This window comes from Sphingomonas arabinosi (genome assembly GCF_036663715.1).
Classification (GTDB): Bacteria; Pseudomonadota; Alphaproteobacteria; order Sphingomonadales; family Sphingomonadaceae; genus Sphingomonas.
In genome coordinates this window covers 305,669-320,466 of sequence record NZ_JAXOJN010000002.1, presented here as the reverse complement: position 1 = coordinate 320,466, position 14,798 = coordinate 305,669, and the positions used below count along the sequence as shown (strand labels likewise).

The 14,798-nt window shown below is 65.8% G+C and carries 11 protein-coding genes; 2 read left to right on the top strand and 9 right to left on the bottom strand.

What is annotated here, in order from left to right:
* Positions 1-83: 83 nt before the first annotated feature.
* The 5 genes from U1708_RS04380 to U1708_RS04360 form a co-directional block, all read right to left on the bottom strand.
* The gene (locus U1708_RS04380) at positions 84-479 is read right to left on the bottom strand and encodes a DUF2946 family protein (RefSeq protein WP_332743119.1); all 396 of its coding nucleotides are present in this window, start codon (positions 477-479) and stop codon (positions 84-86) included.
* 151 nt (positions 480-630) lie between these two features.
* Positions 631-2,448, bottom strand: a complete 1,818-nt coding sequence (locus U1708_RS04375; protein ID WP_332743117.1) for a glycoside hydrolase family 9 protein — start codon at positions 2,446-2,448, stop codon at positions 631-633.
* The gene (locus U1708_RS04370; protein WP_332743115.1) at positions 2,445-4,973 is read right to left on the bottom strand and encodes a glycoside hydrolase family 3 protein; all 2,529 of its coding nucleotides are present in this window, start codon (positions 4,971-4,973) and stop codon (positions 2,445-2,447) included. Before U1708_RS04370 ends, U1708_RS04375 begins: the two co-directional genes overlap by 4 nt.
* 86 nt (positions 4,974-5,059) lie before the next feature.
* Positions 5,060-6,154 carry an SGNH/GDSL hydrolase family protein gene (locus tag U1708_RS04365; protein ID WP_332743113.1) on the bottom strand — a complete coding sequence of 365 codons (1,095 nt, stop codon included), beginning with the start codon at positions 6,152-6,154 and terminating at the stop codon, positions 5,060-5,062.
* A gap of 38 nt (positions 6,155-6,192) precedes the next feature.
* Entirely contained in the window at positions 6,193-7,527 is a 1,335-nt protein-coding gene (locus tag U1708_RS04360; protein ID WP_332743111.1) for a glycoside hydrolase 5 family protein, read from the bottom strand.
* 282 nt (positions 7,528-7,809) lie between these two features.
* Here U1708_RS04360 and poxB point away from each other — a divergent pair, with 282 nt between their 5' ends.
* Positions 7,810-9,558 (top strand): ubiquinone-dependent pyruvate dehydrogenase, encoded by a 1,749-nt coding sequence (gene poxB, locus U1708_RS04355; RefSeq protein WP_332743109.1) that lies wholly within the window; start codon positions 7,810-7,812, stop codon positions 9,556-9,558.
* Between the two features lie 30 nt (positions 9,559-9,588).
* On the opposite strand, the gene U1708_RS04350 is transcribed toward poxB, so the two are convergent.
* The 4 genes from U1708_RS04350 to paoA form a co-directional block, all read right to left on the bottom strand.
* Positions 9,589-10,548: an NAD(P)H-dependent flavin oxidoreductase gene (locus U1708_RS04350; RefSeq protein WP_332743107.1), complete on the bottom strand. Its 960-nt coding sequence runs from the start codon at positions 10,546-10,548 to the stop codon at positions 9,589-9,591.
* 91 nt (positions 10,549-10,639) lie between these two features.
* Positions 10,640-12,832 (bottom strand): aldehyde oxidoreductase molybdenum-binding subunit PaoC, encoded by a 2,193-nt coding sequence (paoC, locus tag U1708_RS04345; protein ID WP_332743105.1) that lies wholly within the window; start codon positions 12,830-12,832, stop codon positions 10,640-10,642.
* A 5-nt stretch (positions 12,833-12,837) separates the two neighbouring features.
* Complete coding sequence (locus U1708_RS04340) at positions 12,838-13,788, bottom strand: FAD binding domain-containing protein (protein WP_332743103.1); 951 nt, start codon at positions 13,786-13,788, stop codon at positions 12,838-12,840.
* Complete coding sequence (gene paoA / locus U1708_RS04335; RefSeq protein WP_307085215.1) at positions 13,785-14,429, bottom strand: aldehyde dehydrogenase iron-sulfur subunit PaoA; 645 nt, start codon at positions 14,427-14,429, stop codon at positions 13,785-13,787. Before paoA ends, U1708_RS04340 begins: the two co-directional genes overlap by 4 nt.
* Before the next feature lie 109 nt (positions 14,430-14,538).
* Here paoA and U1708_RS04330 point away from each other — a divergent pair, with 109 nt between their 5' ends.
* Complete coding sequence (locus U1708_RS04330) at positions 14,539-14,739, top strand: hypothetical protein (RefSeq protein WP_332743099.1); 201 nt, start codon at positions 14,539-14,541, stop codon at positions 14,737-14,739.
* Positions 14,740-14,798 lie beyond the last annotated feature (59 nt).

Sequence of the window (14,798 nt, the reverse complement as noted above, 5' to 3'; positions counted from 1 at the left end):
ATGCCGCGCGCGTAGACGCCGGTCCCGCGACGTGGCGGACCAGCCGAAACATCGTGATCGCGCCCGGTCCGAAGACCGAGCGATCACGTGGCAGGGAAGGGCGGGGGGCCTCGCAAGGGTGGCCGCAGATACGCATGTGCGACGACCGGCGCTGCGGTTCTCACGCGGAAGACGAGACGGACGATAAACGCGATCGCGATCGCAAGCAGCACCGGATCGGCAGCCGCCAGCGACGGCGCGGTCAGTCCGGAGAAGGCGCAGGGCATGTCCCGACCCTGATGATCGGACTTGTCCGAATGATGCGCCATGCCGGGCATAGCCATCGCCGTTGCCATCGCTGCCTGCGCTGGAGCGGTGCCGCCGCAAATCTCGATAGACACACCGGTCGCGGATACGACGGGCATGAACCCGGCTGGCACTAGGATCTTCATCGCCAACGCACAGGCAAGCACCCACGCCGCGAGCGCGCGATGATCCATTAGAAGGCGACGGAGACCAGCCACGTGAACGGCCTACCCGCTGGCCATGACCCTGTCACGTGGACGAAACGTCTCTTCGCGTCAGACATCCGGGTTCACGGTAAAGGCCCTCGGCGATCGTTCGAGCGGATCGCCAAAGGCTGCTGCGCGACTAACGCCGCCGGGTCGCATCCAAAAAGGCGGCAGTCCAGACCAGGGGAGCGTTCCAGTTGATCGCGACTTCGTTCACCGTGAACGCGCGGTAGTCGTCGATCCAGCAGGTCTGCGGTGCGCAGCCTTTCATCGAACCGGGTTCGTTCGTCGCGGCGGAATTGGGACCACCTGACAGGACGCCGGTGGGTGGCGCGGGGTAGCGCTTGTCCGCGGCAGCGGCCCAGAAGCGGTGATGCGGGTGCTGCACGGGACGCATTCCGATGCCGGTGATATAAGAGCGGTCGAGCGGGTTGCGACCTAAGATATAGTCGAGGCTCGCCACCACCGCATCGCGGTAGGCGGGTTTGCGGTCGATCTGCCACGCGACGCCGAGCACGATCGCACGGTTGAGGATCGAGCTGCTCGAACCCCAGGGGTAGTTGGTGCCACCGAAGGGTATGCCGTAGCCGCTGCGCTTGCCCTCCTCGACGAAGCCGTCGGCGAGCGTCATGATGCGGTTGCGGAGCCTAGCGTGATCGTCTGCGGGTACCGTGCTGGGAACGGTGGCTAGCGTCAGCGCGCCGGCGAGTTTCAGCGAGCCCCAGCCGATATCCGCACCGGGATCGGTGAAGATGCCGTCCTTGCGCAGGCGGTCGAGGAACGCGGACTCAAAAGTTGTGGCGTATAGTTGTGCGGCGGCGAAGGTGAATTCATCGTGAACTTCGGGATCGCCGTAGCCGCCGCTGCCGGTGAAGTCGGAGCTAGTGAGGAGGTTCGGGTGGCGGAGCGCTGCGGCCCAGCCGCGGCGAGCCGCAGTCAGGCATTTGGTCGCGAAGGCCGGGTCGATCGTCCGCCAGATCCGCGCGCACTGCGCCGCGACGCCGACCATGTTCAGCGTCGCCGCGGTCGAGGGCGGGTACAGGAAACGGGTCTGGCGGTCTTCGGCAGGCGCTGTCGGAAGCCCGGTCCAGTTCTCGTCGGCGATCTTGGTATGGACCAAGCCGCTCGCGTCGATCGTTTCGAACCGGGTAATGGTCTTCCCCGCGACGCCGGCGTCGGGCGCGACGGCCAGCTTCGTGCCGTCGGGTATCTGCATCGAGAGCAGGAACGCGACCTCGACGCGAGCTTCGTCGAGCAGGTCGTTTTTGCCGTTGGCGCGTTCGGGCAGCGCGAGGCGGCCATCGGCGAACGCGTTTGCGTCACCCAACGCGGGCAAGCGTTCGTATAGGTCGAGCAGCGTCCAGGTCGAGACGCCGCCGTTGACGACGTATTTGCCGTGGTCGCCGGCATCGTACCAACCGCCGGTCGCGTCGATCCTGTAGCTGCAACCGGGCCATTTCACGCCCTTCTGGTCAACGCCGGCAAAGCAGGTGGCGATGTCGGGGGCATGGCCGGCAGGGCGGGCCAGATCCTTACGTTCGACAAAGGCGGGCAGGATCGGCACGCCGCTTCGCTGTTGGTAGAAGAACGCCATTGCCGCCGTCGCCACACGCTGGAATGGGCGATCGGCGATCGCGAAGGGGTGGCTGGCGTCGCTGCCGACACGCAGGCGATAGCCGGTGCCGGGGGTCTGGAACGTCCCGAAGTTGATCCGGTGGACGCTTTCGCCCGAGGCTGCATCGGGACCGACCGGTGTCGTCTGTCCCGACGCGACGGTCTTGCCGCGCGCATCGGTGAGCGTCCACGCGAGCGGCCTGCCCTGCGTGGACGGCAGGACGGCGATCTTGGGACCGTGCGTTTCGAACCCGGCCTGGTCGATCCGGATCGGCGCAGGCGGCGCTTGCGTGGCGGCGGTCGTCAGCAGAACTGCCGCCGCACCCAGAAGGAGCCGGCTCAATCGCCGCACTTCGTCATCGGCACGGGTGCCGAGTCGATCTTCACGTCGGACATCGACAGGCCGAGATTGCCATCGGTGGCGATCACGAAAGGCGCGGTGACGTGCGCCATGTCGATCCCGCGCATGGCGAAGCACTGTAGCGGGACGACGACCTGCTGCCACTCGCTTGGCTTGCCCGCCGCGAGCGTCTTCGTGATCGGGACGGTGACTGCCTTCCCGTCGTTGCTGACCATGCCGAGGTTCACAGGTGCGCTGCCCGCGCGATCGACGCGGACGTCGACGACCAGGCTCAACTCGCCATTGCTCTCACGCGTCAGATCGAGCGGACCGGACGCCTCGACACGGGCGTCCGCGGGGCCACCCGCCCAGACGAACGAGCGCGCGTCTTCCTGGCGACGACGGTCGACGGCGGAGGCGGTGAGGCGCTTGGTTGCGGTGGTCGCGTTGGCGCCGAGCAGGCGGACCTTCGACTGGTCCTGTTCGACCAAGGTGAGCGACCAGCCCTCCGGAACGCGGCCCTTGCCGAAGATCGTGCCATTCGACGATGCGGCCATGCCCGCGGGGCGCGCTTCGTCGAGCTTGGGGACGGCGCCCGGCTTGGCGTAGGTGAGGCCATAGCCGAACTGGAACAGCGGGTCGTAGCCGGGGTCGGAGCGGTTGAGGACATACTGGTCGGGTCGCTTGGGCCAGGAGAAGCTCAGCTTGCCGCGGAAGTCGTTGGCGACGCTGCCGTCCTTCTTGCCGAACAGCACGTCGGCCACGCCGCCGCCTTCGGTACCCGGCAGGAACGCGGCGACGAACGCGTCGGAGGCGTTCAGTTCGGCATTCACCCACAAAGGACGCCCCGACAGGAATACCGCGACGACGGGCACCCCCGCGCCCTTCAGCTTGCGCAACAGCTCGAGGTCGGACTTGTCGTCTGGGCTGTATTCGAGGTTCGGGCGATCGCCCTTGAACTCGGCATAGGGTTGTTCGCCGAACACGACGATCGCCGCGTCTGGTTTCTTGGCGAAGCTGCCGTCGGCCGACAGCGTTGCAGTGCCGCCCGCGGTCTTCACCGCCGTGCTGATGCCCGACCAGATCGTTTCGGCGTTCGGAAAATTGGCGTTGGTCAAGCCCGTGCCCTGCCACGTCAGCGACCAGCCGCCTGCCTGTTGTGCGATGTCGTCGGCACCGAAGCCTGCCACGAGGATGTTGGCCGAAGGCTTCAGCGGGAGCAGGCCGCCTTCGTTCTTGAGCAGTACCATCGATTCCCGCACCGCCTGGCGGGCGATGGCGCGGTGATCGGCAGCGCCGATCAGGGTCATCTTGCCGGCGAGCGCGCGCGACGACGGGCGGCCGCGATCGAACGTGCCGGCACGGATCTTCACGCGAAGGATGCGGCGAACGGCGTCGTCGAGGCGTGCGGCGGGGATCTCGCCCGACTGTGCCTGCTTCAACGTGTTGTCGTAGAGCGTCTTCCACCCGCTGCCCGAATACATGAACATGTCGAGCCCGGCGTTGATCGCCGCGGCGCAACTCTCGTTCGAGCAGCCGTCGACCTGGCCGTGGCCGTTCCAGTCGCCGACTACGAAGCCGTCGAAATGGAGCCGATCTTTCAGCACGCCGGTCAGCAGGCTCTTGTTGCCGTGCATCTTGGCGCCGTTCCAGCTCGAGAAACTGGCCATCACCGACTGCGTGCCGGCTTCGATCGCTGCCGGATAGCCGCCGAGGTGAATGTCGCGCAAAGCGGTCTCGGGGATGCGCGCATCGCCCTGGTCGCGACCGCCGGTGCCGCCATCGCCGAGGAAGTGCTTGGTCGTCGCGATCACGCGGTCGGGCGCGAGGAACTCCTTGGTGCCGACCTTGCCCTGAACGCCTTCGATCACCGCGCCTGCGAAATTCGCCTGGATCGTCGGTTCTTCGGAATAGCTCTCATAGGTGCGGCCCCAGCGGTCGTCACGGACGACAGCGAGCGTGGGGGCAAAGGTCCAGTCGATGCCGGCGGCGGCGGTCTCTATCGCGGTGACGTGGCCGATCTCGCGCATCAGGTCGCGGTCGCGGGTCGCGCCGAGGCCGATATTGTGCGGGAAGAGCGTGGCGCCGGGGATGTTGTTGTTGCCGTGGACCGCGTCGGTGCCCCAGATCACCGGGATCGCGGGGCGCCCGTCGGTGCGTGCCATGGAGGCTTCATAGAATTGATCCGCGAGTTTGAGCCACTCGACGGGTGGTGCGAGGTCGTTGCCGCCGGGGCCCGAGTTGCCGCCGTTGAGGATCGAGCCGAGCTTGTAGGTGCGTAGATCCGACGGCTCGATGCTGGCGATGTCGACCTGGATCAACTGGCCGATCTTGTCCGCGACCGACATGCGCTTCATGATCGCATCGATCCGCGCCTCGACCTTCGGATCGCGCGAGGGACGTGCGTTGGCGGTCGGCCAGATTTCCGGGTGCGCGACGGGTGAGAGGGACGCGGTCGGTGCCGCGACGGGCGTCGCCGCCGATTGCAGCAGAAGCGCGATCGTTAAGGTTGAAAAACTGGCCGACATCATACTCTCCCCGGACGGTGCGCTGACGCGACCCTGTTCTTGTGTCCTCGCTACCGGGTGAGGGCAGCGCGGTGCAAATCATTTGGCTATCGACGGACCCACATCTCGGGATGCGCGTCGATATAGCCGGACAACGCCGTGGCGATCCGGGCATCGTCGGCAGTCGACGGATGCGAGTTGCACCCCGTCAACGCGAGACCGTTAACGGGTACGAACGCGATGTTGCGCTGCCCCTCGGCCTTCAGCCGCGCGGCGACCTTGCCGACTTCCGCGGCGATCTCGCCATTGGCCATGTCGGTTGCCCACAGGACGACATGCGCGTCGGGATCCCGAGCCCGAAGACGTTTGACGAAGTCGACATAGCGCTGCTCGTAGTCGGCGTGGAGCGCCTCGCGCGTCTTCCACGGTTCGCCTGGGTGAAGCGCGGTGGTGAAGTCGTTGGTACCGAGCGCGATGACGAACAGGCGAGGACGCCAAGCCGGATCGACGTAGCGCGTCGCCTTGTCGAACAGCGTGAAGGGATAGGCGGCGGGAAGCGTGTCGGCCGCCATGCCGTTGTAGTTGCGGACGATCCCGCGGCCCGAGATCGCGTTGACCTGATAATCCGCACCGTAACGCCGCGCGGTCAGCGCCGGCGTTGCCTTCGAAGTGTCGGTGGTCGCCCAGACTTCCTCCTGGGTGCAATCGCGCTTGGTCGAGAGGTTACCGTAGCCGACGGTATGGGAGTCGCCGATGAACTCTATCTGTCGCGTACGCGCCGGGGTCGCCAATCCGCGTGTTCCCGGCGCGGCGTAGAAGCCGCCGAAGACGGTCGATGCGGATTGGCTTTCGCTGGCGATTTCCACCCGGATGCTGTGCCGGCCGCTCGACGACGCGTCGATGCGGTAAAGGCCGGGCTTGGGCTTGAACAGCGACGTCGGGACCGACGCGTCGAGCGAGATACGCAGCGCGACGTCGCCCTCGCCGATCTTCAGCAGCACCCCGCGCCCGCGAAAATTCGCCTCGAAATAGGTGCCCGGCCATTGGCGTCGATAACCGTCCGCCGTCCTCTCGACACGGCCACCGATATGCGTCGGAAGCATCGCGCCCGGCTTGCTCGATACCTGCGTGACGACGACCGGCGTTGCGACCGCGGAGGTCGACAGCAGCGCGACGGCGAGCAGGCCCAAGGCGGTTCGCATAGCGTGTCCTTCGATTCGGTGTGACGATGGGGCCAGCATCAGAGCGCCGCCATGACCGCAGCGTGCGTGCGGATCACATCCTGCGTCGAGGCGTCGCTGTCGAATACGCCGTACCAACCCTGCGGTTCGTGCGGCGGATCGCCCATATAGCCGAGGTCGCCGCGCTGGAACCGGTGGTCGGCATGCGGCGTACGCGCCTCGCCGTTCCAGGCCCAGAAGTTCGAGCCTGCTAGCGGCCCACCGGACTTGGCGTTTGCCTCGATCGCCGCGTAGATCTGGCGGTAGAACCGATCCTTGTAGACCGTCGCGATCGTTGGGTCGTAGGCGGTCTTCCCGTCGCGCGGATAGCCGAACTCCTCGATCACCAGCGGCTTGCCGAGAATGGTGGCGAGCCGGATATGCGCGTCGATATAGGTGGCGACCTTCGCCGCGCCCGCGTCATAGGTGCCGGCGAGATCGCCTGCATCCATCCACGTCCAGTTGTTCGGCCAGATATGCGCGGTGAGATAGTCGATCGACCGCGAACGATGTGCGGCAAGTACGACGTCCTCGCGCTCGATCGAACCCTTCAGCCCTTCCGAGCCGGTCGAGACGAGGTGATTGGGATCCAGCGTCTTGATGTACCGCGCGGTCTCGTCGATCCAGCGGTAGAAGGCGGGCAGGTTGGGAACGGCGACCGCCGCGCTACCAGCCGGCCGTGGCTCGTTCGCCAGCTGCCACGCCATGATCGTCGGATCCGCGGCATACGCCGTGCCGGTGACGCTGTTGGTCCGCGAGACGACCGCGCGGATATAGTCGCGGTACATCGCCTGCGCCTGGCCGTTGGCATAGAACGGGGCGTTCCGGTCGGCGAACTCGGGCCAGGGGTGCGCGGGGTCGTTCATGTCGATGAACTGTCCGCCGTTGACCCACGACAGATAGGTCATCATCCCGCCCGACCATTCCCAGAAGTTGGTCAGGTAGATCACGGCGGTCATGTCGCGCTTCGCCATTTCGGCGAGCATCCAGTCGAGTCCCTCGAGCAGATCCTCGTTGTAGGTCGCGGTCCGGTCGCGGAAGCCCGGGGTGATCGAGTTCTTCAGCGGCGAGACTTCGGCCGAGCCGAGAATGCGCAGGTTGCGGACGCCGAGTCCCTTGAGGCGGTCCAGTTCGCGTCCGAGACGCGCGCGGCTGCCGTACGCGGTCTTGGCACCGAGCCAAGCGCCGTACCAGATGTTGGCGCCGGCATAGCGGTAGGGCTTTCCGCCACGCAGGAAGCCGGTGCCGTTGACGGTCACGAACGCCTTTGCGTGCGTTTTGCCGAAACGTCTGTCGCTCGCGCAGGCTGCAACGAGCGCTACGCCTCCCAACAGTGCCGCACGCCGACCGATCATCGCCTTGTCCACTGCGTCCCCCCCCGGTTTACGTGCGCTCGCGGACCGTTTGCCGTCGGATATTTCGCCGATCGCACGGGCCGCTGCGCCGTACCGCCATCTTTAGGTTTGCTTGCGGCGTCGCGCCATCGCGATTTATCATACTTCGGCGGAAAGGTGCGGCGCGAGCCCGGTTGCCGACGAGCGGCCGGCATTCCTTGCATCCCGATCATACCGGAACGCGTTGATGCTCTGCCGCCTCGCCGGTCGAGGCCGGTCATCATCACTGCCCGGAGCTGCTTCATGTCCAAGACCATCATCGCCGACCTGTTCGCCGAGACGTTGCATTTGGCGGGCGTCGAGCGGATTTATGGCGTCGTCGGCGACAGCCTCAATGGCCTCACCGACAGCTTGCGGCGGCAGGGCAAGATCGAGTGGATCCACGTCCGCAACGAGGAGGCTGCGGCGTTTGCCGCGGGAGCGGAGGCGCAGCTGACGGGCAAGCTTGCGGTTTGCGCGGGATCATGCGGGCCGGGTAACATGCACCTGATCAACGGGCTCTACGACTGTAACCGCACTCGCGTGCCGGTGCTGGCGATCGCGGCGCAGGTGCCGAGCGGGGAAGTCGGCTCGAACTATTTCCAGGAGACGCGGCCGGAAGCGCTGTTCCGCGAATGCAGCGTCTATTGCGAGACGATCTCCGACGCGGACCAGATGCCGCGAACGCTGGAGACCGCGATCCGGGCGGCGGTCGGGCACCGCGGGGTCTCGGTCGTCGCGATGCCGGGCGACGTTGCGCTAAGGTCGACGACGGGTACGCTGGCACGGTCGAAGGGCGCGCTCTTGCCGCCGCCTTCGGTGACGATACCGGCGGAGGCGGACATCGCCGAACTCGCCGCGCTGTTGAACGGCGCGGAGAAGGTGACGATCCTGGCCGGGCGTGGGTGCCGCACCGCGCACGCCGAGCTCGTCGAGCTCGCGGGCGTGCTCCAGGCGCCGATCGTCCATGCGCTGGGTGGCAAGGAATTCGTCGAATACGACAACCCTTACGATGTTGGCATGACCGGGCTGATCGGCTTTGCGAGCGGCTACGACGCGATGATGGCGTGCGACGTGCTGCTGATGCTGGGGACAGATTTCCCGTATCGGCAATTCTACCCGGAAAAGGCCAAGGTTGCGCAGATCGATCTGGTCCCGGAAAATCTCGGTCGGCGGACGGCGATCGATATCGGGCTTGTCGGCGATGTCGGCGCTACTCTTGCGGCCCTGATTCCGCGAGTGAGGACCGGGCGCGATGGCAGTTTCCTGAAGTCCGCGATCGAGAATTACGCGAAGTCGCGCGAGGGGCTGGACGATCTGGCGGATGGAACACCGGGCAGGGGGATCATTCATCCGCAACACGTCGCGCGTGTTCTCAGCGAGCAGGCGGCGGACGATGCGGTGTTCGCCTGCGACGTCGGTACGCCGACGGTATGGGCTGCGCGCTACCTGAAAATGAACGGCCGGCGACGGTTGATCGGCTCGTTCAACCACGGATCGATGGCCAACGCGTTGCCCCAGGCGATCGGCGTGCAGGCGTCTTATCCCGCGCGGCAGGTGGTGACGTTGTCGGGCGACGGCGGGCTGGCGATGCTGATGGGTGAATTGCTGACGGTCCGCCAGCTTGGCCTGCCGGTGAAGATCATCGTCTTCAACAACGGGACGCTCGGGTTCGTCGAGATGGAGATGAAGGCGGCGGGACTGGTCGAGACCGGCGTTGCGCTCGACAATCCCGACTTCGCGGCGATGGCGCGGGCGATCGGGATCCACGGCGTGCGCGTGACCGATCCGGGCGACGTCGAGGCGGGTATCCGCGACGTGCTCGCACATCCGGGGCCGGCTCTGCTCGACGCCGTCACCGCGCGAACTGAATTGTCGATGCCGCCGAAAATCACGCTGGAGCAGATGAAGGGCTTCACGCTCTACATGGCGAAGGCGATCATCAGCGGGCGCGGCGACGAGGTGGTCGAACTGGGCAAGACCAATGTCGGCTTGCTCAAACGCCTGTTCTGAGCGAGCCGAGATCGGTCGGTGCCGGGTCCGTCAGAGCGAAAGACGGACCCGCGCCGCACGATATTCGCGTTCGAGGCGATCGACGCGGTCGGCGACGCTCTCGACCTCGGTGACCGCGCCGATGCCCTGGCCCGAGCCCCAGATGTCCTTCCACGCCTTGGGTTTGGAACCGTTGCCGCCGCCGAAGTCCATCGTCTTCAGGTCGCCCTCGGGGAGGTTGTCGGGGTCCATTCCCGCGGCCTGGATCGACGCGCGCAGATAGTTGCCGTGCACGCCGGTGAAGAGGTTGGAATAGATGATGTCGGAGGCTTTGCCGGCGACGATGCCGTCCTTGTACGCCTGGTCCGCGTTAGCCTCAGTCGTGGCAATGAACGGCGAACCGATATAGCCGAAGTCCGCGCCCATCGCCTGGGCAGCAAGGACGGCATCGCCCGTTGCGATCGAGCCCGACAGCGCGAGCGGGCCGTCGAACCACTGGCGGATCTCCTGGACGATCGCGAACGGCGACAAACGTCCAGCATGACCACCAGCGCCCGCCGCGACTGCGATGAGTCCGTCGGCGCCCTTCTCGATCGCCTTGCGCGCGAACCGGTCGTCGATCACGTCGTGAAGCGTGATGCCGCCCCAGCCATGCACCGCGGTGTTTAGGTCCTCGCGTGCGCCGAGCGAGGTGATGACGATCGGCACCTGCCACTTGGCACACGTTTCCAGGTCGCTTTCGAGACGATCGTTGGACTTGTGGACGATCTGGTTGACCGCGAACGGAGCCGCCGGGCGATCGGGGTTGGCGCGGTTGTGTGCGCTCAACTCCTCGGTGATCCGATGCAGCCACTCGTCGAGCATCGCCTGCGGGCGCGCGTTGAGCGCGGGAAACGAACCGACGATACCCGCCTTGCACTGCGCGATCACCAGATCGGGTCCGGAAATGATGAACAGCGGCGACCCGATGACGGGCAAGCGTAGGTTTTTTAGAATAGCGGGTACGGTCATATGGGTTTTCTAGCGCAACCCATTCGCGCACGCCAGAGCCACTTTTGCCCTCCACCCCGGTCGCAGATGCGGCGGGATGGAGGGCAGGGTATCAGGCCATCTTGCCGATGACCTTGTCGAGCGTCAGCGGGTATTCGCGGATGCGGACACCACACGCGTTGTAGACAGCGTTGGCGATCGCGGCGCCGACACCGCAAAGGCCTAGCTCGCCGATGCCCTTGGCCTTCATCGGCGAGGACTTCTCGTCGAGTTCGTCCATGAAGAACACGTCCTGCATCGGGATGTCGGCATGCGCCGGCACATGATATTCGGCAAGGTCGTGGTTGACGAAATAGCCGAACCGCGTGTCGACGATCGCGTCCTCCATCAGCGCCGCACCGACGCCCATCGTCATCGCGCCGATCACCTGGCTGCGTGCCGATTTCGGATTGAGGATGCGGCCGGCAGCGAACGCGCCGCTCATCCGGCGAACGCGGATTTCGCCAGTCGCCGAATCAACGCCGACCTCGACGAAATGCGCGCCGAACGTGGCCTGCGCATAGGTCTTGGTCAGGTCGCCGAACTCGATCGAATCCTCCGCCGAAAGGCCGGCATCGCCCGCTGCCTCGGACAGCGAAACGCTGCGATTGCCCGACTTGACCTTGCCGTCCTCGAACACGACGTCGGTCGAGTTGAACCCGAGCTTCTGGGCAACCCGCGCGCGCAACTCCATGCACGCCGCGTAGACACCCGCGGTCGAGCTGTTGCCGCCCCACTGGCCACCCGAGCCCGACGAGGTCGGGAAGCTGCTGTCGCCGAGCAGGACGATGACCTTGTCCATCGGTACGCCCATCAACTCCGCCGCGGTCTGCGCGATGATCGTGTAGCTGCCGGTGCCGATGTCCGTCATGTCGGTAGCGACCGTCACGACGCCCTTCTTGTCAATCCCGACGCGCGCGCCCGACTTCATCGTGACGTTGTCGCGAAACGCCGATGCCATGCCCATGCCGACCAACCAGCGGCCGTCGCGAACCTGGCCTGGGACGGGATTGCGCTTGTTCCAGCCGAAGCGTTCGGCGCCCGTCTTCAGGCAACCGACCAGATCGCGCTGTGAGAACTGGCGTGACGGCTTTTCCGGATCGACCTGCGTATCGTTGATGATCCGCAGCTGGACCGGGTCCATCTTCAGCTTCTCGGCCAGTTCATCCATCGCCGCTTCGAGCGCGAGCAGGCCCACCGCCTCGCCCGGCGCGCGCATCGCATTGCCCTCAGGGAGATCGAGCACGGCGAGGCGCGTCGCAGTCATGCGATTGGCGCCGGCGTAGAGCAGCCGGGTCGCATTCGGCGCGGTCTCCGGTCCACCGCCGGGCAGATCGCCCGACCAGCTCTCATGCGCGATCGCGGTGATCTTGCCGTCCTTCTGCGCGCCGATGCGGAGACGCTGGATCGTCGCAGGCCGATGCGTCGTATTGTTCATCACCTGCGGACGCGCGAGAGCCAGCTTCACCGGACGCCCGCCTATCGCGCGCGAGCCGAGCGCCGCCATGACCGCATCGCTGCGGACCCACAGCTTCGACCCGAAACCGCCGCCCACATAAGGCGACATCACATGGATGTTTTCCTTCGGCATGCCCAAGGTCTCGCTCATGTCGCGGACCGCCCAGTTGATCATCTGGTTCGACGTCCACAGGGTCAGCTTGTCACCCTGCCAGGCGGCCGTCGTGGAATGCGGCTCCATCATGGTGTGGCTTTGATCGGGCGTGGTGTACTGCTCGTCGATCTTGACGGCGGCCTTGGCGAACGCACCCGCGAAATTGCCGACGGCGGTATCGGGGTTGCCGTCCTTGGGTTTGGTTGCCGATGCCTTGACCGCTGCCAGATCGAAGCTGCCAGCGGTTCGCGCGTAGGTCACACGCAACAACTGGGCGGCGGCACGGGCCTGTTCGAACGTCTCGGCAACGACGACGGCCACGGCCTGATCGTAATGCTGGACGTCGGGGCCGGCGAGCATCCGCGCGGTATGGGCTTTGGCCTTCGCAACCGTGCCGGCATTCTTGTAGGTAACGACGGCCAGCACGCCGGGCGCTGCCTTCGCGTCGGCGTCGTCGATGCTATCGATCCGTCCCTTGGCGATCGCCGAACCTACGATGTAGCCGTAGGCCGCGTTCGGCGCGACGTCGTTGCGCTCATAGGCATAATGCGCGGTGCCGGTGGTCTTCAGCTTGCCATCGACGCGGTCGAGCGGCTTGCCGAGGACCTTCATGCGGTCGGTCGGGTTCGCCGTGGCTGGGGTATCGAACTTCATGGCGATCAGGCCTTCGCTTCTTCGAACACGGCGCCGATGGTGCGTTCGACCAACGGCAGCTTGAACGCGTTCTGTGATGTGGTGCGGGCGCCGGCGAGGACTGCCGACGCGGTAGCCTTGGCGCCGTTCGGCATCTGAGCCTCGGCGGCTTCGACGCGCCAGGGCTTGTGGGCGAGGCCCCCGAAGGCGAGACGCCCACGGCCACCCGGCTGGATCACGGCAGCGACCGAGATCAGCGCGAACGCGTACGACGCACGATCACGCACCTTCTGGTAGATATGCGTGCCGCCGATCGGCTTCGGCAATGTGACGGCGGTGATGAGTTCACCCGGCGCAAGCGACGTCTCGATGTTCGGCGTAGCACCGGGGAGGCGGTGGAAATCGGCAATCGGGATCGCCCGCGTCTGGCCGGCGGCGTTCACCGTCTCGACCGTCGCGTCGAGTACGCGCATCGCAACGGCCATGTCGCTCGGGTGCGTGGCAATGCATGCCTCGCTCGTGCCCATCACCGCGAGGTTGCGGTTGAACCCGCCGATCGCCGCACAGCCGCTACCGGGCTGACGCTTGTTGCAGGGCTTTGTGGTGTCGTAGAAATACGGGCAGCGCGTACGCTGAAGCAGATTACCCGCGGTCGTCGCCTTGTTGCGAAGCTGGCCGGACGCGCCGGATACCAGCGCACGGCTGAGTACGCCGTAATCCTTCCGCACGCGCGCATCGGCGGCGAGGTCGGTGTTACGGACGAGCGCGCCGACACGGAGACCGCCGTCGGAAGTCGCCGTGATCTTGTCGAGGCCGAGCCCGTTGACGTCGATCAGATGCTGCGGCGTCTCGATCTGGAGCTTCATCAGGTCGAGCAGGTTGGTGCCGCCGGCGATGAACTTCGCGCCTGGCGTGCGGACCGCGGCGCTCGCGGCTTCCTTGGCCGAGGTCGCGCGCTCGTAGGTGAAGGCCTTCATGCGGTGCGCTCCGTACCGGCGACGTCGTGGATCGCGTCGATGATGTTCGCATAGGCACCGCAGCGACAGATGTTGCCGCTCATCCGCTCGCGCAGTTCGTCGGTTGTGACGGTCGGCTGTGCAGCGATGTCGCCGGTGACGTGGCTGGGGATGCCCGCCTTGATCTCGCCGAGCGTCGCGACCGCTGAACAGATCTGGCCGGGGGTGCAGTATCCGCATTGATAGCCGTCATGCTTGACGAACGCCGCCTGCATCGCGTGGAGCTTCTCGGGCGTGCCGAGGCCTTCGATCGTCGTGATCTCTTCGCCTTCGTGCATGACCGCGAGCGTCAGGCAGCTATTGATGCGGCGACCCTCGACGATGACCGTGCACGCGCCGCACTGGCCGTGGTCGCAACCCTTCTTGGTGCCGGTGAGCTTCAAATTCTCACGCAGCGCGTCGAGCAGCGTGGTGCGCGTATCGACGTTGAGCTTGGTGGTCCGGCCATTGACCTTGAGCGTGACCGGCATGGTCGGCGGGGCCGATTGCGCGGTGCCCTGGGTCTGAGCCTGGGCAACGGGAGCCGCGGCCAACGTAGCCGACGCGACACCACCGGCAATCACGCCACGGCGCGACACCGGAAAACTTTCATCCTGATGCATAGTAAATCCCTGTATCTGCTAGCGTAACGGGCGAGCCGAGCCAAAGTTGCGCCGCTTCGCATTTGGTTCCGTGAATTCTAGATTATGATGGGTTTGGTAGGGTATTGTAATGCGGACGATTTCTTCGAGCGTATCGGTGCGGTTGTATCATCTCGACGATACCGGCGAGGGTGGGGCGGCGACAACGCTCTTCTATGGTCCACTGAGCGAGGCAATGGCAATCGCCGCGCAGCAGGAGGAAGACGTTCAGGCTGGCCTGTATCTGGCGACGGAGAACGACGTCGTGGCGTATCTGGACCTTGAGGAGTAGCGCCGAGCGAGCGACCGGCATTTGTAATGCGCTACCCCCAATGTAACCACCGCGGCGGA